The sequence below is a fragment of the Shewanella psychrotolerans genome, assembly GCF_019457595.1.
GTDB lineage: Bacteria > Pseudomonadota > Gammaproteobacteria > Enterobacterales > Shewanellaceae > Shewanella > Shewanella psychrotolerans.
The window spans coordinates 4,346,219-4,368,735 of sequence record NZ_CP080419.1 but is presented as its reverse complement, the minus strand read 5'-3'; the positions used below and the strand labels follow the sequence as shown (position 1 = coordinate 4,368,735).

The window sequence follows — 22,517 nt, the reverse complement described above, 5'->3', positions numbered from 1 at the left end:
TACTTATCCCCAAAAGATCACACAAAAGAGGTGTATTCTATAGTGAGATAACAAGGATCGCTATCCTTTAAAGATATTTATCCCCAGTAAGATCATCTTTATTTATTTACACAGATCCAAAACGATCCCGACCGATCGATTTATTTGAAAAAACCACTAAACTCAGCTTTATTAAGCGATCCAGATCGATCTATAATAGACGACCTTCGATCATTGTAATGATAGCTAGATCCACAAGATGTAGTGTCCATTCACAGAGTTATCCACACTAGATAGTGTATCTGGACGACTTGATAAGAAGATTTAGAGGCAGAATTTGGCCACTTGTTGGTTTTGCTTGTTGACGGGCATAACTAAAGTGATTACAATTCGGCCTCTTTTTTGCCCTTACCTCTTTTATTAAGAGATAAGGTTTATTCACCTAACAAATACGGATTGCCATAATGAGTAAACGTACTTTTCAACCTAGCAACCTGAAGCGCAAGCGTTCTCACGGCTTCCGCGCTCGTATGGCTACTGTAGGTGGCCGTAAGGTCATCGCACGTCGTCGTGCAAAAGGTCGCGCTCGTCTTTCTGCTTAATCAGTAGAAATGCAAGTGACCAGCTATACCTTTACGCGGGAGTTACGTTTGTTAACTCCCGCGCAATTCAAATCTGTATTCTCAAATCCCATCAAAGCTTCTTCGGCTGAAATTACCTTACTTGCTATACCTAACTCAGAGCAACATCCTCGTATTGGATTAACTGTTGCAAAACGTTATGTAAAGAGAGCTAATCAACGCAACAGAATAAAACGAGTCATTCGCGATAATTTTCGTCTGCATCAGCACGAATTACCAGCGCTAGATATCGTCGTTCTGGTAAGAAATGGCGTATTGGATATGGATAATGCCGCACTCCACAAACTGGTAGAGAAGTTATGGCGCAAACTCTGTCGCCGTTACAATGGCTAGCCACCACCTTAATTCGTGGCTATCAAATCTTTATCAGCCCTATACTGGGACCAAAGTGCCGTTTTCATCCCACATGTTCATATTACGCAATAGAAGCAATTCGTTTGCATGGATTTGTGAAAGGGAGTTGGTTTGCAGGGAAACGCGTATTAAAATGTCACCCTTTACATCCGGGCGGTGAAGATCCCGTCCCTCCAAAAAATAACAGGTGTAATAAATAGGCTATGGAATCTCAACGCAATATATTGCTTATCGGTCTGCTTTTTGTCAGCTTTTTGCTGTGGCAGCAATGGCAAACAGACAAAAACCCGCAACCTGTTGCGACTCAATCTTCGGTTGTTAATTCACCAACCGTGACAGATTCACACAGTTCAGACGTCCCAGACGCTGATGCTTCTCTACCTGAAGCGGTCATTGCATCGAAAGAACTGATCACAGTAACAACAGACCAACTCGTGTTAAAAATTAACCCTGTTGGTGGTGACATCGTTTATTCTGCATTAGTTCGTCATAAACTAGAGCAAGAAAAAGAAGAGCCATTCGTACTGCTCGAGCAAACCAGCGATATTTACTACATATCTCAAAGTGGTTTGATCGGTCGTGATGGCATTGACAGCAGCGTAAAGGGTCGTGCCCATTATGCGGTGCAGTCTCAGCAATTTACTCTAGCTGAAGGTCAAGACACTCTTGAAGTTCCAATGACCTATGTTGCCGACAATGGCGTGACCTACACCAAAGTATTCGTACTTCACCGTGGCCGATTCGATATTGGTGTCGATTACCGCATCAACAATACTTCATCAGAGCAACTACAAGTTCAGATGTATGGTCAGATCAAGCACAGCATCAAGAAAAGCGAAAGCAGCATGATGATGCCGACTTATCGCGGCTCAGCCTTCTCGACTCAAGACACTCGTTACGAGAAGTACAGCTTCGAAGATATGGCTGACAAGAACTTAGATAAGAAGACCTTAGGTGGTTGGGCAGCAATGCTACAACACTACTTTGTATCGGCTTGGGTTCCACCAGCAGCTGATCAAAACACCATTTTCTCAAGTGTGAGTGCTGGCGGCCTAGCCAATATCGGTTTCCGTGGCGCAATATACGATGTAGCCCCAGGTACTAACCAAACCATTAGTGCTCAATTCTATGTTGGTCCTAAAGATCAAGAAGCGCTATCGGCTATCTCAGAATCACTCAACCTCGTTGTTGATTACGGTTTCCTTTGGTGGTTAGCCATCCCTATTCACTGGTTGTTGATGTTCTATCAATCGTTTGTGGGTAACTGGGGTGTGGCAATTATTCTTATCACGCTGACCGTACGTGGCATGTTGTACCCGCTAACTAAAGCGCAGTACACCTCTATGGCTAAGATGCGTAACTTGCAACCTAAGCTAGCGGACATGAAAGAGCGCTTCGGTGATGACCGTCAAAAGATGGGTCAAGCCATGATGGAGCTGTACAAGAAAGAGAAAGTAAACCCTATGGGTGGCTGTCTTCCTATCTTGCTACAGATGCCTATTTTCATCGCGCTATACTGGGTACTGCTAGAAAGCTACGAGCTACGCCATGCACCATTTATGCTTTGGATTACTGACTTATCAGTACAAGATCCTTACTACGTGATGCCAATTCTAATGGGTATCTCTATGTTCTTGATGCAGAAAATGCAGCCAATGGCACCGACGATGGACCCAATGCAACAAAAGATGATGCAGTGGATGCCTGTAGTATTTACCGTATTCTTCCTATGGTTCCCTGCAGGTTTGGTGCTTTACTGGTTAGTCGGTAACATTGTTGCGATTACTCAGCAGAAGATCATCTATGCTGGTTTGGAGAAAAAAGGGTTAAAATAACCTTTAGCTCCAACTAATGAAAAAGCGGTCGGATACTCAGTATTGACCGCTTTTTGCTTTTTAATGAACGACTCGTTTTTCCCAATTTAAGAGTAGGAACACAGTAATGACAACAGATACTATCGTGGCACAAGCAACCGCACCTGGACGCGGCGGCGTAGGTATCATTCGTATCTCTGGTGATAAAGCCAGCGAAGTCGCAATGACAGTGTTAGGCCACTTACCTAAGACCCGTTATGCCGATTACTGTGATTTTAAAGATGCCAACGGTAAGGTTATCGACCAAGGCATCGCCTTGTACTTTAAAGGCCCTAACTCATTCACTGGTGAAGATGTTCTTGAGCTACAAGGCCATGGCGGCCAAATTGTTCTAGATATGCTAATCAACCGCGTCATGGATGTGAGCGGTGTGCGTATTGCTAAACCCGGTGAGTTCAGTGAGCAAGCGTTTATGAACGACAAACTGGATCTGACTCAAGCCGAAGCCATCGCCGATTTAATTGATGCTACGAGTGAACAGGCTGCCAAAAGCGCACTAAATTCATTACAAGGTGAGTTTTCGGCTCAAGTACACGAACTCGTCGATCAAGTGACTAACCTACGTCTATACGTTGAAGCCGCTATCGACTTTCCAGATGAAGAGGTCGATTTTCTTTCCGATGGTAAAATTGCCGGCTCGCTGTATCGCATCATAGACAAACTCGATTCGGTGCAATCAAGTGCCAAGCAAGGTGCCATTATTCGTGAAGGGATGAAGGTGGTTATTGCAGGCCGCCCTAATGCTGGCAAATCGAGCCTACTTAACGCATTAGCAGGCAAAGAGTCAGCCATTGTCACCGAAATAGCTGGTACGACGCGTGATGTATTACGTGAACATATTCATCTCGATGGTATGCCACTGCATATTATCGACACCGCAGGCCTGCGAGACACCACAGATACCGTCGAGCAGATTGGTATCGAACGTGCCTGGGCAGAAATAGAAACCGCAGACCAAGTGCTGTTTATGGTCGATGGCACCACCACCAATGCGGTTGACCCCCACGATATTTGGCCTGACTTTATCGACCGTCTACCCAAAAATCTCGGCGTGACCGTTGTACGTAACAAAGCAGACTTAACTGGCGAAGCAATGGCCTCGACTCAAGAGCAAGGCTACCAGGTCTTCAGACTATCAGCCAAAACAGGCTTAGGCGTCGAAGAGCTAAAAGCTCACCTCAAATCATTAATGGGTTACCAAAGTAACCTTGAAGGCGGTTTTATCGCCCGTAGACGCCATTTAGAAGCGCTAGAACTAGCATCTAGCCACTTACTACTTGGAAAAGAGCAGTTAGAGGTGTACCAAGCGGGCGAATTGCTGGCAGAAGAGCTACGCATGTGCCAAATGGCCTTGTCTGAAATTACCGGTAAATTTACGTCCGATGATCTTTTAGGCAAAATCTTTAGTTCGTTTTGTATCGGTAAGTAGTCAAAACCACACTGCACTATTTCGGAGCATCTAGCGATTATTCAAACGCACCAATCTAGATGCTCTTTTCTAGCTCAAGCCTACAGTGAAACTGACACTAGATCCGTTCAAAATTAAAACAGATTTAAATCGATCATCTAAAGATCTTGTCGCATTTTGGTGCATAAATACCCAAGATCTAGATCGATTTAATCAACAGAGATATCAACAAGCAATCCCCTGCTAGATCAAAAACAGGGATCGATACAAAAATGTTGTAAGATATTGATTTTAAAAGGGTAAAGTAAAGAGTCTTTTTTATGCTTACGAATTAACTCTATAATAATTAGATCTTATCAAAAAAGTTATACTCAAAAGATATCGCTAAAATTTCTATCGATCGGAGCACAGATCAATGGCTTACTTGATGTCAACCACCCTACTCGCTTTTTTATACTGAATTTTCCATCCCAGCCAGCGTGGTAACTCCCATCTTTTTGGACCGGTTTTTCGCTGACCATTAAGGTACTCAAGCAAGACTAATTTACGTTTGGGCAGATAACTTACCGCTAATTTTAGATCCGCTAACACCAGCTCAAGCGGATAGAGTTGATCAAACTCTTGTCGCTGCCAATCGGGAACACCTTCAAAAAACAGATCACTTGCCTCAATTAACTCGAGATCGGCAAAAGACTCGACCCCTAGCTCAATTAACCGATCATTGAGATAACAGGCCAACTCCAATGGTTGATCAAAATCAGGTTTAACGCCTGCCATTTGGTCATCCATATTCCCTAATGCCAACCAAATATTCCAAGCGGCAATATCTTTGCTAAGCTTCTGGCCTAATCCTTTAAAATGTCGTCCTTCACAAATGCTACGCACTATCGCCTCAATGGCTTGCTCGCCCCATACCTGTTTACGATAAGTATTAATAATGCGTCCGGCGGCATACACACGTTCAATCAACACAGCGTCATCAGCCAGCTCTTTATTGCTAGCTAGCCTCTCCTCGCCCAATTCCGCATTCAGTAATGTTTCAACTGAAATAGGCGCCATACAAGTTGCCAAGTTCAATGTCTGCTTAGCGCCTCGTCCAGCTAAGGCAAATTGATCAAATACTACAGCGGCAATAGGTAACGCTTGCTTATCGATAACAATATCAAAACGTGAATCTCGAGCGATTTGAACTTCGCTATACCCGTTACCTAAGGCCTGCTGGCGCTTCTCTCGGCGAATAAATGCCAGAGCAGGCAGCGCCTTAATCGCCGCTAGACACCAACGCAATCTCAACTCTGCGTTAGCTAAATCATCTTCTTTGCCAACAGGTAGGTTTAATGCCGCCCTGATCTGTGATGCCAAAAAGCGTGCTTCTTTAAGCAAGCTTTGATTTGCGTCGCTCATTGTTAGCCAATCAGGCACATTCGCACGCAGTAGCTTAATAATTAAATAGGCATCACAACCAAAAGGCTCCCATAGCCCAAGCTGCTGCAGGCCAAACTCATCGACAGGCAAGGTATAAATTTGCCCAGGCACTGTTAGTGCCGCGGCTAAATCGACCATTAAGCCTTTACAGACATCATCAGGCATCGCACTAATTAAGTGGGCAAATTGAGTATCGATAGGCAGCGGGAACAGTTTTCGACCGTGGTCAGTGATCAGCCCAGCGCTGTCTATGGCCGTCATAGACAACAATTGCTCAGTTGCTTTGGTTAATGATTTTTCTGGCAGCTTATCCACAAAAGGCAGAGTAGATAGTTGATAGCCGCTACATGCAGCCGCAAGCAGTGATTCAACCAGCTCCTCTCTTTGCATTTCGGGCGGGGTTATCGCCTCAAGCGGCGCGCCTTTACCCCACAAACGAATACAGATCCCCGCTTGTACTCGCCCAGCCCGGCCAAGACGTTGTTCACTGCTCGCTTTTGAAATTCGTGCTAACGATAGAACGGTACGACCATTACGCTGATGAGTACGGCGCTCAAGGCCTGAATCCACCACAGCTGTCACGCCAGGAATAGTTAACGAGGTTTCTGCCACATTGGTGGCAAATATCACCCGTTGATATTCTGTTTCAGACAATATTGCCTGCTGCTGTTTGGCATCTATACCACCATGTAAGCCGAGCAATTCAAGCCCATCATTTGTCGCTAATAAGCCCTGACAGGCCTGCAAGCAGGTTTGAATCTCTTTTTTTCCCGGTAGAAATACCAAGATATCGCCAGCAGTTTCAACCAGCAGGCTTTCAACGGCTTGTTTTACTTTCTTATCGATATCACGCACATCTGGTAGATGATGACTCTCGGTAGACTGGTACCTTAGTTCCACGTGAAACCTTCGCCCTTCAGCTTGTAATCTGGCAGCTTTATTTCCATTATTATCAGTTAAATAGTTAGCTAACCGTTCACCATCAATGGTTGCAGAGGTGATCACTAAACGATGTTTTCCCGTGGTTTTAAGCAGTGCTAACAATAGGTCGGTATCCCAACGACGTTCATGAAACTCATCAATAATAATGGTATCGAAACAGGCTAGCTCTGCTTTATTCCCAACTTCATTGTCGCCAGCATCATGGGCATTAGCAGAGAGCCAGCGCAATCCAATACCAGGCGTTACAAACGCAATATCCGTTTGTTCATTCACCGTAGAATCGAAACGGATAGCATAACCGACTTGCAACTGAGTCTGTTTGGCAACAAAGTCAGCCAAGGCTAAACAGGCCACCCGCCGAGGTTCTATCACCAATACTCGCTGAGTTTTCCCCTTATCGTTAGCCTCTGCGCACCAAAGCGGTAAACGAGTCGATTTACCCGAGCCGGTGTCAGACTCCACCACTAAATGATGATTTTTTATCACTAATTTAAACTCGTTATAGAGTTTATCTATGGGCAAAGTGGCGGTGACTGAAGAGTTAGGCATGATTTAGCGACGATGATTAGCAATGGATACAATGATAACGCGTCAATAGATAAATGGGGGAACTTTAACCGCTAAGGTAAAACTCTCACACTCAGCCATTACTGGTTCACAACTAGGGCTGTGATTAAAGTAGTTTGTAATCAAAGAACTTGCGTTTATCAGGCCCTTTGGCATTAGTGCTAACTTTATTGGGATGCTTATATTCATCCCAACTCGCCACATTACGACCACGATTAAGGTGTGGAAACCCCTCTCCTTCACTGCGACAGTCATCTATAGACAACTCACCACTGAAGTTTAAATCGCTGGCTAAAAACTGATGCAATTGAATTAAGCTATTAGGCTGGCTGATATCGATACACATAAAGTTGTTTACATTAAATTGTTTAAAATAATCAAACACTTGACCTTTATGACTAAGGTAACAACTCACCAAATGTTCGGCATCTAGAGGATCATCAATGCCGTTCACATCAAAACAATGGTCAAAACTGCGTTTTAATATTGGATGAAACTTGCCAGTCTTATTATCTAAATGCACCAGCATACGACTGAGTAGCATCTGCATCGATGGCACCCAGGCATCTAAAGCTCGCTCAAGATAAACAAATTTTGCGTTTGGATAGAGCTTATGTAATTGCCGATAATCACTAAAGCACGGTGCGTCAGACACCACATCGGCCAACTCAAATGACTGCTTAGTAAAGGCTTGATGCGCCACCTTAAAGCCCATCTCTAGCAAAGCGACACTCACACTCGTCGTCCCAGTTCTTGGAAGGCCAATGATAAACACCTTAGACATGATGTTTAGCCCACGCTCAGAGTCTGATTGAGAGCTGAGTTAAATATGAATTGAATATAAGTGGATCGACGTGATGGCATAGATAGGCGCGCTATTGATGGCTTTGTCATATTGTACACTTACCGCTTGTAAACAGAGAATGAAAGCAGCGTATTGTTCCGATTTAGGGACTATTAGCATTGTCGCAATGACGTATAAACTCAATCGAAGTTTAACATGGTCTAGGTTTAACAAGATGCAGTATAAGGGAATAGCAAACGTGATTGAGTTTACAGCGCATTGTAAATAAACGGTGTCTAGTCATTAGAGGGAAGATAATGGTCTTTTATGTTTAGAAATAGATGTCGATACTTTTCAGAACACTCTTGGTTCGGAAAATTAAATTTTGGACATTTTATTCAGACTAACTAGAACACCCGCCCCATCGTAAACCTACCCTGCCAGTGATTACAGGTTTTAAACGTCACATCACTTTCATTTCAGATTGATCGCTGTAAAATCAGCGCCTTGTTTTAGTCACCAACCCTAAGTAACCTATTTTTGATGATCGATCTCAACCTACTGCCACTCTATTTAACCACTGTTATCGCCCTACTGCTTATTCCTGGTCCAGACATGTTATTAATAGCCAGTTCTAGCTTAAGTTACGGTAAAAAAGTCGGTGTATACGCCAGTTTTGGCAATGCTACATCTGGACTTATTTTAACATTGCTGGCGGCAATGGGCGTTTCGGCACTAATAGCAGTTAATCCATTAGCTTTAGAACTACTTCGTATATTAGGCGCGGCTTACTTATTAAAAATGGGATGGGATTGTATTCGCGCCAGTGCAGCCGACGCGCCACAAATACAGCAAAATAACAATCTTGCTAAGCAGCTCTATCGCCGCGCGGTAATGAGTAATCTGCTTAATCCTAAAGCACTAATATTCTTTGTACTGTTTCTACCGCAATTTGTCTCGACTCAGCTTAACGCCAGCTCGGGTGAGCAGATGCTGGTATTGGGTTTACTGCTGAATATGATGGGATTACTGTTTAATCTAATGCTAGTCGCTATGGTAGGAACCTTAGGTAAGCCACTATTAAAAAATGACAAGTTTAGAACTTATCAAAACAAATTTATGGGCGTTATCTTTTTTGCCTTGGCAATATGGCTTTTGGCCTCACAAGTGCAAGGCGGCATTAGCTAAGCTTTAGTCCTATTTTATAGCAAGCCAATCGCTATAGGCTGTATATAGCAGCGCCTGATATTTTACCGCTACGCTGATCCGTTGGCTAGCATGCTCTTGCCATTCATCATGCAAGTATTTTCTATCATCAAACTTTTATATGCTGTGTCCATCTGCAGGACCGTCGGAGCCCTCCAAACCAACTTTCTCTACATAATACTTAAGGTAGTAACGGCTAATATCCCAGATAAATAGCCCCGACTTCACCAGCATCATCTATCCTAGGATCGGTATCGATAATTATTTTTCATATGCTAAGCCACTTAGTAGAAAGACTCTAAATTGAAGATCAAATATAAAAAGGTGAGCCGCTCCACTTATAGTGACGTATATACTAAATCTATGGCCTGATAGGATCTGCATTTATGTTAGATAAAAGTCAATTAAGCGCTGACATAGCGAAATCAAATCAAGATGCTGAAATAGCAAAGTTTGATGCATTAGCGCAAGAGTGGCGCGATCCCAATGGCAAGTTTAAACATGTATTGGCCTTTAATAGCACCCGTTTAATGGCAATAGAAAATGCTATCGCAGTCCATTTTCAACGCGATCTCAATCAAGATATTCCATTTCAAGGATTAAATATCCTCGATATTGGTTGCGGTGTAGGCCTATTATGCGAGCCTCTGGCGAGCCAAGGTGCCGATGTTACCGGAATCGATGCCAGTGGGCATAACATCACACTAGCACAACGTCATGCCCAAAAATGGTCTATAAAAGTCGATTATAAACATTGCCTTGCGCAAGATCTTATCGGCAATGAACCGCAATATGATGTAGTGCTAAATACTGAAGTGATAGAGCATGTCGATGATCAACAACTGCTGGTGGATACCTGTTGCCGATTATTAAAACCATCGGGTTTACTGGTTATGGCCACCCTTAATCGCACCTTAAAGTCTTACATTGTAGGGATTATTGGCGCCGAATATATAATGAAATATCTGCCAAAAGGCACCCATGACTGGAATTACTTCGTCAAACCTCAAGAGATAACCTCAATGATCGCCCCCCATGGATTAGAGACAATTACTGTTGAGGGGATGAGTTTTAATCCACTCACCGGACAATGGAAAATCACCGATAAACCAGATGTTAATTACCTACTTTATGCCCTTAAAACCACCGACTAAACTCGATATTAACTGCAATTGAAAGGTCGACAATCACCACATAAATCATTATAAGCCCAGCTAATCCCACTGTTCTACAAGACCAAACCGCCCTTTTCACTTATGATTGCTAGCAATAACATGGGTTATTCATCATAAAGTTTAGCCAAATTAACGTAAGTCTATTTAGGAAAAATCATGGCAAAAATTGAAGTAATTGTCGGTACAACACTGGGCAGTGCTGAATATGTAGCAGATGAATTAGCGGCTCAATTAGAAGCATTAGACCACGAAATAACGGTACATTTAACGCCTGAACTTAACGATATCGACCCCAAATGTCTTTGGTTAATCGTATCTTCTACCCATGGAGCAGGCGATCTTCCAGACAATATTCAACCTTTTTTTGAAGAAATTGAGGCTAAAAAACCTGATCTTAGCCGAACCAAATTTGCTTTATGTGCGATCGGTGACTCGAGCTACGATACTTTTTGCCAAGGCCCTGAAAAATTAGTTGAAGCGATCGAAAACTGCGGTGCACAAGTTTATGTGGATAAGATCCAGATCGATGTGCAATACGATCCAATCCCTGAAGAACCCGCTCAAGCTTGGTTAGCCGGCTGGCAAGATCATCTTTAACGATCTCTTATCAGTATAACCCTCCTAACAACTCACAGATTAGATCTATCTTATCCACATATTACGATCTCAAATGATAAATATGTGGATAAGCTATTATTTGATCATGATCTAACTCTGTATTATTCAACACCCGATCAGACCAAAGATCCACCTTGTGGATAAGTAGGCGATCTATCCCCAAGCTTACGCAAGTTAGATCGCGATCAGAACACAGGATCAAAATGCTATTAAGTATTGATTCTAATATGAAATTAGGGTTATCCACCGAAAAGAGCGATCCTAATAGTAAACATAATAAAGGATCTATATAAAGATCTTAAGATCTATTAAGCGGATCAATTTGAGATCGAAAGGCCTAAATTGATCTTTCACCAAATGCCTTCCAAGTGCTAAAATACTCGGCTACTCGTTGAGTAATTAATCGATAGCTAACTATCAATTTCTATTTTCAATTTCGATACAGGTTTTTATTTAAGGTACTGTGATGCATTTTCATGAACGGTTCGATGTAATTGTTGTTGGTGGCGGTCACGCTGGAACCGAAGCAGCATTGGCATCTGCTAGGATGGGGTCAAAAACATTATTATTGACCCATAACATAGATACCTTGGGACAGATGTCTTGTAATCCAGCTATCGGTGGGATCGGTAAAGGCCATTTAGTTAAAGAGATCGATGCCTTAGGCGGTGCAATGGCCATTGCCACTGACCATGCTGGCATTCAATTTCGTACCTTAAATTCAAGTAAAGGACCAGCTGTTAGAGCGACAAGAGCGCAAGCAGATAGAGCACTTTATCGCGCTAAGATCCAACAGATCCTACAAAACCAACCTAATTTACGTTTATTTCAACAATCTGTAGACGATCTTATTGTTGAAAATGATCGTGTCGTTGGCGTAGTAACTCAAATGGGATTAGCCTTTGAAGCTCCAGCTGTCGTGTTAACCGCAGGGACTTTCCTCAGTGGTAAGATTCATATCGGCTTAGAAAATTACAGTGGTGGTCGAGCTGGTGATCCACCATCGATTTCGTTAGCTCATCGTTTACATGAATTACCTATCCGTGTTGGCCGTTTAAAAACGGGAACACCACCAAGAATTGATGCAAATACGATTAATTTCAACCTGATGACAGAGCAAAAAGGTGATGATCCATTACCTGTAATGTCATTTATCGGTGATGTTAAAGAGCATCCTCGCCAAGTCTCGTGTTATGTTACGCATACTAACGAGCGTACTCATGAGATTATTCGTGGTGGACTCGACAGAAGCCCAATGTATTCAGGCGTGATAGAAGGGATCGGTCCTCGTTATTGTCCATCGATTGAAGATAAAATTAATCGTTTTGCGGATAAAGCATCGCATCAAATTTTTATCGAACCAGAAGGCTTAAATACGACAGAGATTTATCCTAATGGTATCTCGACTAGCCTGCCTTTCGATGTGCAGTTAAATCTTGTTCGTTCTATCCAAGGTATGGAAAACGCACAGATTATTCGTCCAGGCTATGCGATTGAATATGATTATTTTGATCCTCGCGATCTTAAAAACTCATTAGAAACCAAATCAATAAATGGTTTGTTCTTTGCGGGACAAATCAACGGTACCACTGGCTACGAAGAGGCTGGCGCACAAGGCTTACTTGCGGGTATGAACGCGTCATTACAAGTGCAAGGTAAAGAGTCTTGGTGTCCTCGTCGTGATGAAGCATATCTCGGCGTTCTGGTTGACGATCTATCGACTCTTGGAACCAAAGAACCTTACCGTATGTTTACTAGCCGCGCGGAATATCGATTATTGCTGCGTGAAGACAATGCGGATCTACGCTTAACCGAAAAGGGTCGTGAGATCGGGTTAGTGGATGATGATCGTTGGGCTAAATTTAATGCTAAGCGTGAAGCGATCGAATTAGAACTTCAGCGTTTACGCAGTCAATGGGTCCATCCTAATTCGCCTTTGGTTGATGCGCTGAACCCTCATTTGAATACGCCGATCACCCGTGAAGCGACATTTGAAGAGTTATTGCGTCGTCCTGAGCTCGATTATCCAAAACTAATGGATATCGAAGGATTTGGCCCTGCAATCGAAGATCAACGTGCTGCCGAGCAAGTGCAGATCCAAGTTAAATATTCAGGTTATATTCAACGTCAGCAAGATGAAATTGATAAAGCGATTCGTAATGAAAAAACTTTGATGCCACAAAATCTTGATTATCAAGAGGTTCCAGGTTTATCGAACGAAGTGATTGCAAAGCTTAATGACCATAAGCCTGAAACGATTGGTCAGGCATCGCGTATTTCAGGGATCACTCCAGCTGCTATTTCGATTTTGCTGGTTCATCTTAAGAAACGTGGTTTACTTAGAAAGAGCGCTTGAATCCATAGCTAAAATTTGCTGTTCGCCTAGATGAGTGGCCTTGGTGCTTCCCATCTAGGCTTCTCCGCTTCATAATATCCCATTGTTTATCGAGGATACCTCCGTGTTATCAGTCCAATTAGACACCTACTTAGCCGACATTGATATGACGGCCACGCCAGAGCAAAAGCAAAAATTGCTCGATTTTGTTGCTATGCTCGCAAAATGGAATAAGGCCTATAACCTGACTTCGGTAAGAGATCCTGAGCAGATGTTGATCCGTCATATTATGGATAGTCTTGCTGCAAGTAAGCATCTTGTTGGAGAACGTTTTATTGATGTAGGTACCGGACCTGGATTACCAGGGATCCCTTTGGCGATAATGAATCCTGATAAAACATTTGTGTTACTCGATAGTTTAGGTAAACGGATCCGTTTCCAGAAACAGGTTCAGTTTGAACTAGGGATCAATAATATTAGTTCAGTTGAAAGTCGTGTTGAGGCGTATCAACCTGAAGAAAAATTTGATGGCGTACTGAGCCGAGCGTTTGCATCAATTGAAGACATGTTGCATTGGTGTCAACATTTACCGAAAGAAAATGGTTGTTTTTATGCGCTAAAAGGTCAACTTAGCGATGAAGAGATGGCACAACTTCCTGAAGGATATAGTGTTACCGACGTGTTTGAACTGAAAGTCCCTCGTCTTGAAGAGCAGCGCCATTTGCTTAGAGTGGTCAAAAACTCAGAAGCGTAAAGCCAATAGAGTTGCATTATTAAACCAGTTCAAGCAATTTGATAAAACAATAAGCGTATCGAATCAGCTAACGTGAAGACAGGATAATATTTTGGGTAAAGTGATAGCTGTAGCCAACCAGAAAGGTGGCGTGGGAAAAACAACCACTTGTGTTAATTTAGCGGCATCCTTAGCTGCAACAAAACGCAAAGTTTTACTTATCGATCTTGATCCTCAAGGCAATGCAACCATGGGCAGTGGTGTCGATAAATATAATGTCGAAAATACTGCTTATGAACTCTTGGTCGAAGAAAAGAGTTTCGATGAGATCGTTTACCGCAATACCGCTGGAAAATATGATCTTATTGCTGGTAATGGCGACGTGACAGCTGCCGAGATCAAGTTAATGGAGTTTTTTGCCCGCGAGATCCGTTTGCGTAATGCACTTGCACCTATCAAAGATGATTATGATTATATTTTCATAGACTGCCCTCCGTCGCTTAATATGCTGACGGTTAATGCTATGTCTGCTGCTGATTCGGTGTTAGTGCCTATGCAGTGTGAATATTATGCCCTAGAAGGGTTAACTGCATTGATGGATACCATCAGTAAATTGGCGGCTATGGTTAATCCTGGTCTTTCAATCGAAGGGATCCTGCGTACTATGTACGATCCCCGCAATCGATTAGCAAATGATGTATCCGATCAGCTAAAGCAGCATTTTGGCGATAAAGTGTATCGCACAGTTATCCCTCGTAACGTCAGATTGGCGGAAGCGCCCAGTTTTGGGGCGCCTGCCATGTATTACGATAAATCGAGCGCTGGTGCTAAAGCTTATCTTGCGTTAGCGGGTGAAATTATTAGACGCGCAGAACAACATTCTAAGTTACAGCAAGCTTAAGGAAAAATTGATGACACCGAAAAAACGTGGCTTAGGCAAAGGATTAGATGCGCTATTAAGCACTAGCCATGCAGCTTCAAAGCAAACGTCTCAAGACGATGCTGTTAATAACGTTGATCATAATGCTGAAGAGTTAAAGATGATTGCGGTAGACCTTCTTCAACCTGGTAAATATCAACCTCGTAAAGATATGTCTCCAGAGGCATTAGAAGAGTTAGCAGAGTCTATTCGTACTCAAGGTATCATTCAGCCAATCGTTGTTCGTCGAGTATCTGATAAAGGTTATGAGATTATCGCAGGTGAACGTCGCTGGCGGGCTTCGCAGTTAGCAAGCTTAGATAAAGTCCCTTGTATCATTAAGCAAGTCCCTGATGAGTCAGCGGTTGTTATTGCACTCATTGAAAATATCCAGCGTGAAGATCTTAATGCGATGGAAGAAGCCATCGCATTAAATCGCCTTATTGAAGAGTTTGAGCTTACTCATCAGCAAACTGCTGATGCGGTTGGTAAGTCTCGTGCAACTGTTTCAAATTTATTACGTTTGAATAGTTTAAATGAAGCTGTAAAGCGTATGTTAGAGCACGGTGATATTGATATGGGGCACGCTAGAGCGTTACTTGCCGTCTCTGGAGATGAACAAACGACACTGGCTAGATTAGTGAGTGCTAAAGAGCTAACTGTTCGTGAAACTGAACGTTTAGTTAATAAAACCTTAAATCCACCTGAAATCGTCGATAAACCAGCAAAAGATCATGATGTGGCCCGTTTAGAGAGCCAGTTAATTGAAAAATTAGGGGCCAAAGTTTCTATTAGCCATAACAAAAAAGGTAAAGGAAAAATGGTTATTAACTATCAAAATTTGGCTGAATTAGATGGTATTATTGACAAAATCCGCTAAAACTCCCACGTTAAAGTAATATTATGTAACTTTGTGACGTGTGTTAAATTTCTGTTTTTAGACTTTTGGCCTAGATCACGTTAAAAGTCTCCATTTTTTAATTACCTTAAACTTGCTTTGGATGTGCGAAAAGGTATACTTTCGCAAGCTTTTTGTACCTCGTCATTGATCGGATAATTGATATTCGGTCATAGAAACAAAAAGTCTTAATGCGGAGAAGATGAATTGAGCAAGGTTTTAGCACGTCGTGGCCGATGGTCAGCCTATAAGTTGGTGATGATGCAGGCGGCGGTGGCTGGGGGTGTTTCAATTGTCTTTTTCGCCGTGTGGGGAGTTCAGTTTGGATTATCTGCGTTAGCAGGTGGTGCAATTGCTGTACTTCCTAATTTTGTATTCGCAACCCTCGCTTTTTCCCACACGGGAGCAAGCTCAGCAGGAAAAGTGATGAAAACTTTTTACTGGGGGGAAGCGGTGAAGTTGCTGTTAACCATAGCAATGTTTTCGTTAGTGTTTATCAATCTTAAGGTCGTATTTATGCCGCTTTTTGTTTGTTATATATCAGCGTTAATAGTGCATTGGACGGCTCCTTTATACTTCAAGCAAAGTTAAGTGGGATGAATCATGTCTGCAACAGGTGAAGCGTTAACACCGCAGGGCTATATCCAGCACCATCTTACCAACTTACACGTTGGCGAAGGGTTCTGGACATGGCACGTTGATTCGTTGCTCTTTTCGGTTGGTCTTGGCGTATTGTTCCTATGGATTTTTCATAGCGTTGGCAAGAAAGCGACTACCGGTGTTCCTGGCAAACTTCAGTGTTTTGTTGAGATGATCGTTGAGTTCGTTGATGGCAGCGTGAAAGAAACCTTCCATGGACGTAATCCTGTAATTGCTCCTCTAGCTTTAACCATTTTTGTCTGGGTATTCATGATGAACTTCATGGATATGATTCCTGTTGACTGGCTACCTGAATTAGCCAAAGCGGCTGGTATTCCCTACATGAAAGTGGTTCCAACTACTGACTTAAACATCACCTTCAGCTTAGCTATTGGTGTGTTTGTGCTGATTATTTACTACAGCATAAAGGTCAAGGGCGTTTCAGGGTTTGTAAAAGAACTTACGTTAAATCCGTTTAACCATTGGGCAATGATACCCGTCAACTTACTACTAGAATCAGTTACCCTTATCGCTAAGCCTATTTCATTGGCTCTGCGTCTATTCGGTAACTTATATGCTGGTGAGTTGATCTTCATCCTTATTGCGCTGATGTATGGTGCCAATATGGCGTTATCCGCTCTAGGTGTGACACTGCAGCTAGGTTGGTTAATATTCCATATTTTGGTTATTACCCTACAGGCGTTTATCTTCATGATGCTTACGATCGTGTATCTAAGCATGGCTCATGAAGATCATTAAGGATTGCCGAAGAAATTTTTTTAGCTAAATCACTAACTAACTAAAGATTTAGAATACTGGAGATAGAGATGGAAACTGTATTAGGCATGACAGCTATCGCTGTTGCTCTACTGATTGGTATGGGTGCTCTAGGTACCGCTATCGGTTTCGGCCTACTAGGTGGCAAGTTCTTGGAAGGCGCTGCGCGTCAACCAGAAATGGCCCCTATGCTACAAGTTAAGATGTTCATTGTTGCTGGTCTATTGGATGCGGTAACCATGATCGGTGTAGGTATTGCACTATTTATGCTGTTTACTAACCCACTGGGTGCAATGCTGTAATCAACGCTTCTGTCTTTAATCTAACTAGGAGGCTGTTGTGAATATCAACGCTACCCTAATCGGTCAGACGGTTGCCTTTATTATCTTCGTGTGGTTCTGCATGAAGTTTGTTTGGCCCCCTTTGATGAATGCCATCGAAGAGCGCCAAAAAAGGATAGCCGACGGTCTAGCTGATGCTGATCGTGCTGTAAAAGACCTTGAGTTGGCACAGGCGAAAGCCACTGACCAACTAAAAGAAGCTAAGGCAACTGCTAACGAAATCATTGAGCAAGCTAATAAGCGTAAAGCTCAGATTGTCGAAGAGGCCAAAGCCGAAGCAGACGCTGAGCGCGCTAAAATTATCGCTCAGGGTAAAGCAGAAATTGAAGCTGAACGTAATCGCGTGAAAGAAGACTTGCGTAAGCAAGTTGCTTCTCTAGCCATCGCTGGCGCAGAGAAAATCCTTGAGCGTTCGATTGATGAAGCCGCCCACAGTGACATAGTTAATAAACTAGTTGCTGAAATTTGATAAGGGAGTTGAGTTATGGCTGAAATAACCACCATCGCTCGTCCTTACGCAAAGGCAGCGTTTGACTTTGCTCTTGAAAAAGACGCAGTAGATAGTTGGGCAGAAATGCTTGATTTTGCAGCTCAAGTCAGTGAAAACGAGACGATGAAGCCGCTACTGTCTGGCGCACTAGCCAGTAACCAGCTTGCAGAACTTTTTATTAAAGTTTGTGGTGAGCAGGTCAATGAGCAAGGGCAGAACCTGTTAAAGGTAATGGCTGAAAACGGTCGTTTGGAAGTACTTCCTGCTGTGTATCAACTCTTTCATGAGTTACGCAATGAGTGGGCTAAAGAGGTTGAAGCACATGTTGTTTCTGCCACTGAGCTTAACGCAGAGCAACAACAGCAAATTGGTGCTTCTCTAGAGAAACGTCTCACACGCAAAGTTAAGCTGAATTGCAGCGTAGATGCCAGCCTTGTTGCTGGTGTAATTATCACGGCAGGCGACCTAGTCATTGATGGCTCGGTCAGCGGTAAACTAAACCGTCTGTCTGAAACGCTGCAGTCGTAATTGGGAGTTTGAGCATGCAACTGAATTCCACTGAAATCAGCGATCTGATTAAACAGCGGATCGAGCAGTTCGAAGTCGTTAGTGAAGCTCGCAACGAAGGTACTATCGTTGCAGTAAGTGACGGCATCATCCGCATCCACGGCCTAGCCGATGTGATGCAAGGTGAAATGATCGAACTGCCTGGTAACCGTTTCGCAATCGCGTTGAACTTAGAACGTGATTCTGTCGGTGCCGTAGTTATGGGTCCTTATGCCGATTTGGCAGAAGGTCAAAAAGTTAAAACAACTGGTCGTATCTTGGAAGTTCCAGTTGGCCGTGGTCTATTAGGCCGCGTAGTCAACACATTGGGTCAACCAATCGACGGTAAAGGACCTATCGACAACGATGGTTTCTCTCCTGTTGAAGTTATCGCACCTGGTGTTATTGAACGTAAGTCAGTAGATCAGCCAGTGCAAACTGGTTATAAAGCCGTTGACTCTATGATCCCAATCGGTCGTGGACAACGTGAATTGGTTATTGGTGACCGTCAGACTGGTAAAACAGCGCTAGCGATCGATGCCATTATCAATCAAAAAGACTCTGGCATTAAGTGTGTATACGTAGCGGTAGGCCAAAAGGCTTCTACTATTGCTAACGTTGTTCGCAAACTTGAAGAGCACGGTGCATTGGCTAACACCATCGTTGTTGTTGCAACTGCTTCTGAAGCGGCTGCACTGCAATATTTGGCGCCATATTCTGGCTGTTCAATGGGTGAATACTTCCGTGACCGCGGTGAAGACTCACTAATCGTCTATGATGATCTTTCTAAGCAAGCTGTTGCTTACCGTCAGATCTCATTGCTACTTAAGCGTCCTCCAGGACGTGAAGCATACCCAGGCGACGTTTTCTATCTTCACTCACGTCTACTAGAACGTGCTTCACGTGTAAACGTTGAGTATGTTGAGAAGTTCACTAATGGCGAAGTTAAGGGCAAAACTGGCTCTCTAACGGCACTGCCTATTATTGAAACTCAAGCGGGTGACGTATCTGCATTCGTACCGACCAACGTAATTTCGATTACCGATGGTCAGATCTTCCTTGAAACCGATCTATTTAACTCAGGCCTACGTCCTGCGGTTAACCCAGGTATTTCGGTTTCTCGTGTTGGTGGTGCGGCGCAGACTAAGATCATCAAGAAACTGTCTGGCGGTATCCGTACTGCACTAGCACAGTATCGAGAGCTTGCGGCGTTCTCTCAGTTTGCATCTGATCTTGACGATGCAACTCGTGCTCAGCTTGAGCATGGTGAGCGTGTTACCGAACTCATGAAGCAAAAGCAATATGCGCCTATGAGCGTAGCCGATCAGTCTGTGTCTATTTTCGCAGCTGAAAAAGGTTACCTAAAGGCTGTTGAGCTAAACAAGATCGGTGACTTCGAAGCTTCTTTGCTCTCTTACATGAACAGCGAGCATGCTGACCTAATGAAGACTATTAACGATACTGGCGATTACAATGCCGATATCGAAGGTGGTTTGAAGGCTGGCCTCGACAAGTTCGTAGAAACCCAAACCTGGTAAAGACACAGAGGTGTCTTAAGGCACCTCAGGTCCAGATTGGAGAGTAAAGATGGCCGGCGCTAAAGAGATTAAAACCAAGATCGCGAGTGTTCAAAACACTCAGAAGATCACATCTGCGATGGAAATGGTTGCAGCCAGCAAAATGCGCAAAGCGCAGGAACGCATGGCAGCGAGCCGTCCATATGCAGAAAATATGCGTAAGGTGATCGGTCACGTGGCGCAAGGTTCTCTCGAATATAAGCATCCTTATTTGGAAGTGAGAGAAGCTAAGCGGGTTGGTTACATTGTTGTATCAACCGACCGTGGTCTTTGTGGTGGTCTGAACGTCAACCTGTTCAAAAAGGTTGTCGCAGACGTGAAGAAGCAACGTGAAGCCGGTGCAGAAGTTGAATTCTGCCCAATTGGTGCACGCAGCGTACAATTCTTCAATAGCTTTGGCGGTAAAGTGTCTGCTCATGCTTCAGGTTTAGGTGATGCTCCAAAGCTAGCTGACCTGATCGGAACAGTACGCGTAATGCTACAAGCTTACAACGAAGGCACACTTGATCGTCTGTATGTGGTATTTAACAAGTTCGTTAATACCATGAGTCAGACGCCTGTGATCGAACAGCTGCTACCTTTGCCTAAGTCAAAAGATGATGAGATTGCTCATCACTGGGATTACTTATACGAACCAGATCCAAAAGAAATTTTGGATACTTTATTGGTTCGCTATGTGGAATCTCAAGTGTATCAAGGTGTTGTCGAAAACATCGCATCTGAGCAAGCGGCCCGTATGGTTGCTATGAAAGCTGCGACAGACAACGCTGGTGAGCTTATCGATGACTTGCAGTTGGTCTACAACAAAGCCCGTCAGGCTGCGATTACGCAGGAACTGTCGGAAATTGTTTCAGGGGCCTCAGCAGTTTAGGCTGGGTAACGAATAAAAGTTTAGAGGATTAATCATGAGCACAGGTACTGTTGTCCAAGTAATTGGCGCGGTTGTGGACGTTGAGTTTCCACATGATGCCGTACCTCAGGTTTATGACGCTCTAGAGATCAAAAGTGAAGGCTTGGTGCTGGAAGTTCAGCAGCAACTTGGTGGTGGTGTAGTTCGTACCATCGCTATGGGTACTTCAGATGGTCTGCGTCGTGGTCTTGAGGTAGTAAATTCGGGTTCACCTATTACTGTTCCGGTTGGGGCTGCGACCCTAGGCCGTATCATGAACGTATTAGGTCAACCTGTTGATGAAGCGGGCCCAATTGGTGAAGAAGAACGTTATGTTATTCACCGTGAAGCTCCTTCATATGAAGATCAGTCAAACACTACTGAGCTTTTAGAAACTGGTATCAAGGTTATCGACCTTGTTTGTCCGTTTGCTAAAGGTGGTAAAGTAGGTCTGTTTGGTGGTGCGGGTGTTGGTAAGACAGTTAACATGATGGAACTGATTAACAACATCGCTAAAGCGCACTCTGGTTTGTCAGTATTCGCTGGTGTAGGTGAGCGTACTCGTGAGGGTAACGACTTCTACTACGAGATGGAAGAGTCTGGTGTTCTCGATAAAGTGGCCATGGTTTATGGTCAGATGAACGAGCCTCCAGGAAACCGTCTACGTGTGGCACTTACTGGTCTGACTATGGCCGAGAAGTTCCGTGACGAAGGTAAAGACGTTCTTTTCTTCGTTGATAACATCTATCGTTACACCTTGGCGGGTACGGAAGTATCTGCACTGCTAGGCCGTATGCCATCAGCAGTAGGTTATCAGCCAACATTGGCTGAAGAGATGGGTGTTCTTCAGGAACGTATTACTTCAACTCGAACTGGTTCTATTACTTCAGTTCAAGCGGTATACGTACCTGCGGATGACTTGACGGATCCGTCACCAGCAACAACCTTCGCTCACTTAGATGCGACTGTTGTACTGTCACGTAACATTGCTTCTCTGGGTATTTACCCAGCGGTTGACCCATTGGATTCGACTTCTCGTCAGTTAGATCCATTGGTTGTTGGTCAAGAGCATTATGACGTAGCAAGTGGTGTACAAACCGTACTACAACGTTATAAAGAGCTGAAAGATATCATCGCGATTTTAGGTATGGACGAATTATCTGATGAAGATAAGACTACTGTATCTCGTGCTCGTAAGATTGAAAAATATCTTTCTCAGCCATTCTTCGTAGCTGAAGTATTCACCGGTTCTCCAGGTAAGTACGTTTCTCTAAAAGACACTATCCGTGGCTTTAAGGGACTATTGGAAGGTGAGTTTGACCACATTCCAGAGCAAGCGTTCTACATGGCAGGTTCAATCGATGAAGTTATCGAGCGAGCTAACAAAAAATAATCGGGCC

22 protein-coding genes are annotated in these 22,517 nt (G+C 43.5%); 20 read left to right on the top strand and 2 right to left on the bottom strand.

What is annotated here, in order from left to right:
* The first annotated feature begins 443 nt into the window (after nucleotides 1-443).
* The 5 genes from rpmH to mnmE all read left to right on the top strand — a co-directional run bounded on the left by rpmH (nucleotide 444) and on the right by mnmE (nucleotide 4,277).
* The gene (rpmH, locus tag K0I62_RS19160) at nucleotides 444-581 is read left to right on the top strand and encodes a 50S ribosomal protein L34 (RefSeq protein ID WP_011867659.1); all 138 of its coding nucleotides are present in this window, start codon (nucleotides 444-446) and stop codon (nucleotides 579-581) included.
* Nucleotides 582-596: 15 nt separating this feature from the next.
* Nucleotides 597-953 carry a ribonuclease P protein component gene (gene rnpA / locus K0I62_RS19155; RefSeq protein ID WP_220071468.1) on the top strand — a complete coding sequence of 119 codons (357 nt, stop codon included), beginning with the start codon at nucleotides 597-599 and terminating at the stop codon, nucleotides 951-953.
* On the top strand, nucleotides 920-1,174 hold the full coding sequence (yidD, locus tag K0I62_RS19150) for a membrane protein insertion efficiency factor YidD (RefSeq protein ID WP_220069582.1): 255 nt from the start codon (nucleotides 920-922) through the stop codon (nucleotides 1,172-1,174). Before rnpA ends, yidD begins: the two co-directional genes overlap by 34 nt.
* Before the next feature lie 3 nt (nucleotides 1,175-1,177).
* The gene (yidC, locus tag K0I62_RS19145; protein ID WP_220069581.1) at nucleotides 1,178-2,809 is read left to right on the top strand and encodes a membrane protein insertase YidC; all 1,632 of its coding nucleotides are present in this window, start codon (nucleotides 1,178-1,180) and stop codon (nucleotides 2,807-2,809) included.
* Between the two features lie 106 nt (nucleotides 2,810-2,915).
* Nucleotides 2,916-4,277 (top strand): tRNA uridine-5-carboxymethylaminomethyl(34) synthesis GTPase MnmE, encoded by a 1,362-nt coding sequence (gene mnmE / locus K0I62_RS19140; RefSeq protein ID WP_220069580.1) that lies wholly within the window; start codon nucleotides 2,916-2,918, stop codon nucleotides 4,275-4,277.
* Between the two features lie 399 nt (nucleotides 4,278-4,676).
* On the opposite strand, the gene K0I62_RS19135 is transcribed toward mnmE, so the two are convergent.
* Nucleotides 4,677-7,172, bottom strand: a complete 2,496-nt coding sequence (locus K0I62_RS19135; RefSeq protein WP_220069579.1) for a helicase-related protein — start codon at nucleotides 7,170-7,172, stop codon at nucleotides 4,677-4,679.
* A 124-nt stretch (nucleotides 7,173-7,296) separates the two neighbouring features.
* A complete protein-coding gene (locus K0I62_RS19130) occupies nucleotides 7,297-7,974 on the bottom strand; it encodes a sulfotransferase (protein ID WP_220069578.1) in 678 nt (225 codons plus the stop codon).
* A 543-nt stretch (nucleotides 7,975-8,517) separates the two neighbouring features.
* Here K0I62_RS19130 and K0I62_RS19125 point away from each other — a divergent pair.
* The 15 genes from K0I62_RS19125 (at nucleotide 8,518) to atpD (ending at nucleotide 22,510) form a co-directional block, all read left to right on the top strand.
* Nucleotides 8,518-9,162 carry a LysE family translocator gene (locus K0I62_RS19125; RefSeq protein ID WP_220069577.1) on the top strand — a complete coding sequence of 215 codons (645 nt, stop codon included), beginning with the start codon at nucleotides 8,518-8,520 and terminating at the stop codon, nucleotides 9,160-9,162.
* Between the two features lie 404 nt (nucleotides 9,163-9,566).
* Entirely contained in the window at nucleotides 9,567-10,334 is a 768-nt protein-coding gene (ubiG, locus tag K0I62_RS19120; protein ID WP_220069576.1) for a bifunctional 2-polyprenyl-6-hydroxyphenol methylase/3-demethylubiquinol 3-O-methyltransferase UbiG, read from the top strand.
* Between the two features lie 177 nt (nucleotides 10,335-10,511).
* Nucleotides 10,512-10,952, top strand: coding sequence for an FMN-binding protein MioC (gene mioC / locus K0I62_RS19115; RefSeq protein WP_220069575.1), 441 nt, complete (start codon nucleotides 10,512-10,514; stop codon nucleotides 10,950-10,952).
* Between the two features lie 487 nt (nucleotides 10,953-11,439).
* Nucleotides 11,440-13,329, top strand: a complete 1,890-nt coding sequence (gene mnmG / locus K0I62_RS19110) for a tRNA uridine-5-carboxymethylaminomethyl(34) synthesis enzyme MnmG (protein ID WP_220069574.1) — start codon at nucleotides 11,440-11,442, stop codon at nucleotides 13,327-13,329.
* A 103-nt stretch (nucleotides 13,330-13,432) separates the two neighbouring features.
* On the top strand, nucleotides 13,433-14,062 hold the full coding sequence (rsmG, locus tag K0I62_RS19105; protein WP_220069573.1) for a 16S rRNA (guanine(527)-N(7))-methyltransferase RsmG: 630 nt from the start codon (nucleotides 13,433-13,435) through the stop codon (nucleotides 14,060-14,062).
* A 91-nt stretch (nucleotides 14,063-14,153) separates the two neighbouring features.
* A complete protein-coding gene (locus K0I62_RS19100; protein ID WP_220062557.1) occupies nucleotides 14,154-14,942 on the top strand; it encodes a ParA family protein in 789 nt (262 codons plus the stop codon).
* 10 nt (nucleotides 14,943-14,952) lie between these two features.
* Nucleotides 14,953-15,840, top strand: coding sequence for a ParB/RepB/Spo0J family partition protein (locus K0I62_RS19095; RefSeq protein ID WP_220069572.1), 888 nt, complete (start codon nucleotides 14,953-14,955; stop codon nucleotides 15,838-15,840).
* 225 nt (nucleotides 15,841-16,065) lie between these two features.
* Nucleotides 16,066-16,449, top strand: coding sequence for an ATP synthase subunit I (locus tag K0I62_RS19090; RefSeq protein WP_220069571.1), 384 nt, complete (start codon nucleotides 16,066-16,068; stop codon nucleotides 16,447-16,449).
* Between the two features lie 12 nt (nucleotides 16,450-16,461).
* A complete protein-coding gene (gene atpB / locus K0I62_RS19085; protein WP_220069570.1) occupies nucleotides 16,462-17,256 on the top strand; it encodes a F0F1 ATP synthase subunit A in 795 nt (264 codons plus the stop codon).
* A 68-nt stretch (nucleotides 17,257-17,324) separates the two neighbouring features.
* Nucleotides 17,325-17,576 (top strand): F0F1 ATP synthase subunit C, encoded by a 252-nt coding sequence (gene atpE, locus K0I62_RS19080; RefSeq protein WP_011639455.1) that lies wholly within the window; start codon nucleotides 17,325-17,327, stop codon nucleotides 17,574-17,576.
* 37 nt (nucleotides 17,577-17,613) lie between these two features.
* Nucleotides 17,614-18,084, top strand: coding sequence for a F0F1 ATP synthase subunit B (gene atpF / locus K0I62_RS19075; protein WP_220062553.1), 471 nt, complete (start codon nucleotides 17,614-17,616; stop codon nucleotides 18,082-18,084).
* A gap of 15 nt (nucleotides 18,085-18,099) precedes the next feature.
* Nucleotides 18,100-18,633, top strand: coding sequence for a F0F1 ATP synthase subunit delta (gene atpH, locus K0I62_RS19070; protein ID WP_220069569.1), 534 nt, complete (start codon nucleotides 18,100-18,102; stop codon nucleotides 18,631-18,633).
* A gap of 14 nt (nucleotides 18,634-18,647) precedes the next feature.
* The gene (gene atpA / locus K0I62_RS19065; protein ID WP_220069568.1) at nucleotides 18,648-20,189 is read left to right on the top strand and encodes a F0F1 ATP synthase subunit alpha; all 1,542 of its coding nucleotides are present in this window, start codon (nucleotides 18,648-18,650) and stop codon (nucleotides 20,187-20,189) included.
* A 49-nt stretch (nucleotides 20,190-20,238) separates the two neighbouring features.
* Entirely contained in the window at nucleotides 20,239-21,099 is an 861-nt protein-coding gene (gene atpG / locus K0I62_RS19060) for a F0F1 ATP synthase subunit gamma (protein WP_220069567.1), read from the top strand.
* Between the two features lie 34 nt (nucleotides 21,100-21,133).
* The gene (atpD, locus tag K0I62_RS19055) at nucleotides 21,134-22,510 is read left to right on the top strand and encodes a F0F1 ATP synthase subunit beta (RefSeq protein WP_220069566.1); all 1,377 of its coding nucleotides are present in this window, start codon (nucleotides 21,134-21,136) and stop codon (nucleotides 22,508-22,510) included.
* The last annotated feature ends 7 nt before the right edge of the window (nucleotides 22,511-22,517 follow it).

Excerpts from the sequence above, each read along its gene's own strand:
- rpmH (WP_011867659.1), top strand. The coding sequence starts at position 444 with ATGAGTAAACGTACTTTTCAACCTAGCAACCTGAAGCGCAAGCGTTCT.
- yidD (WP_220069582.1), top strand. The coding sequence starts at position 920 with ATGGCGCAAACTCTGTCGCCGTTACAATGGCTAGCCACCACCTTAATT.
- yidC (WP_220069581.1), top strand. The coding sequence starts at position 1,178 with ATGGAATCTCAACGCAATATATTGCTTATCGGTCTGCTTTTTGTCAGC.
- mnmE (WP_220069580.1), top strand. The coding sequence starts at position 2,916 with ATGACAACAGATACTATCGTGGCACAAGCAACCGCACCTGGACGCGGC.
- K0I62_RS19135 (WP_220069579.1), bottom strand. The coding sequence starts at position 7,172 with ATGCCTAACTCTTCAGTCACCGCCACTTTGCCCATAGATAAACTCTAT.
- K0I62_RS19130 (WP_220069578.1), bottom strand. The coding sequence starts at position 7,974 with ATGTCTAAGGTGTTTATCATTGGCCTTCCAAGAACTGGGACGACGAGT.
- K0I62_RS19125 (WP_220069577.1), top strand. The coding sequence starts at position 8,518 with ATGATCGATCTCAACCTACTGCCACTCTATTTAACCACTGTTATCGCC.
- ubiG (WP_220069576.1), top strand. The coding sequence starts at position 9,567 with ATGTTAGATAAAAGTCAATTAAGCGCTGACATAGCGAAATCAAATCAA.
- mioC (WP_220069575.1), top strand. The coding sequence starts at position 10,512 with ATGGCAAAAATTGAAGTAATTGTCGGTACAACACTGGGCAGTGCTGAA.
- mnmG (WP_220069574.1), top strand. The coding sequence starts at position 11,440 with ATGCATTTTCATGAACGGTTCGATGTAATTGTTGTTGGTGGCGGTCAC.
- K0I62_RS19095 (WP_220069572.1), top strand. The coding sequence starts at position 14,953 with ATGACACCGAAAAAACGTGGCTTAGGCAAAGGATTAGATGCGCTATTA.
- atpB (WP_220069570.1), top strand. The coding sequence starts at position 16,462 with ATGTCTGCAACAGGTGAAGCGTTAACACCGCAGGGCTATATCCAGCAC.
- atpE (WP_011639455.1), top strand. The coding sequence starts at position 17,325 with ATGGAAACTGTATTAGGCATGACAGCTATCGCTGTTGCTCTACTGATT.
- atpH (WP_220069569.1), top strand. The coding sequence starts at position 18,100 with ATGGCTGAAATAACCACCATCGCTCGTCCTTACGCAAAGGCAGCGTTT.
- atpA (WP_220069568.1), top strand. The coding sequence starts at position 18,648 with ATGCAACTGAATTCCACTGAAATCAGCGATCTGATTAAACAGCGGATC.
- atpG (WP_220069567.1), top strand. The coding sequence starts at position 20,239 with ATGGCCGGCGCTAAAGAGATTAAAACCAAGATCGCGAGTGTTCAAAAC.
- atpD (WP_220069566.1), top strand. The coding sequence starts at position 21,134 with ATGAGCACAGGTACTGTTGTCCAAGTAATTGGCGCGGTTGTGGACGTT.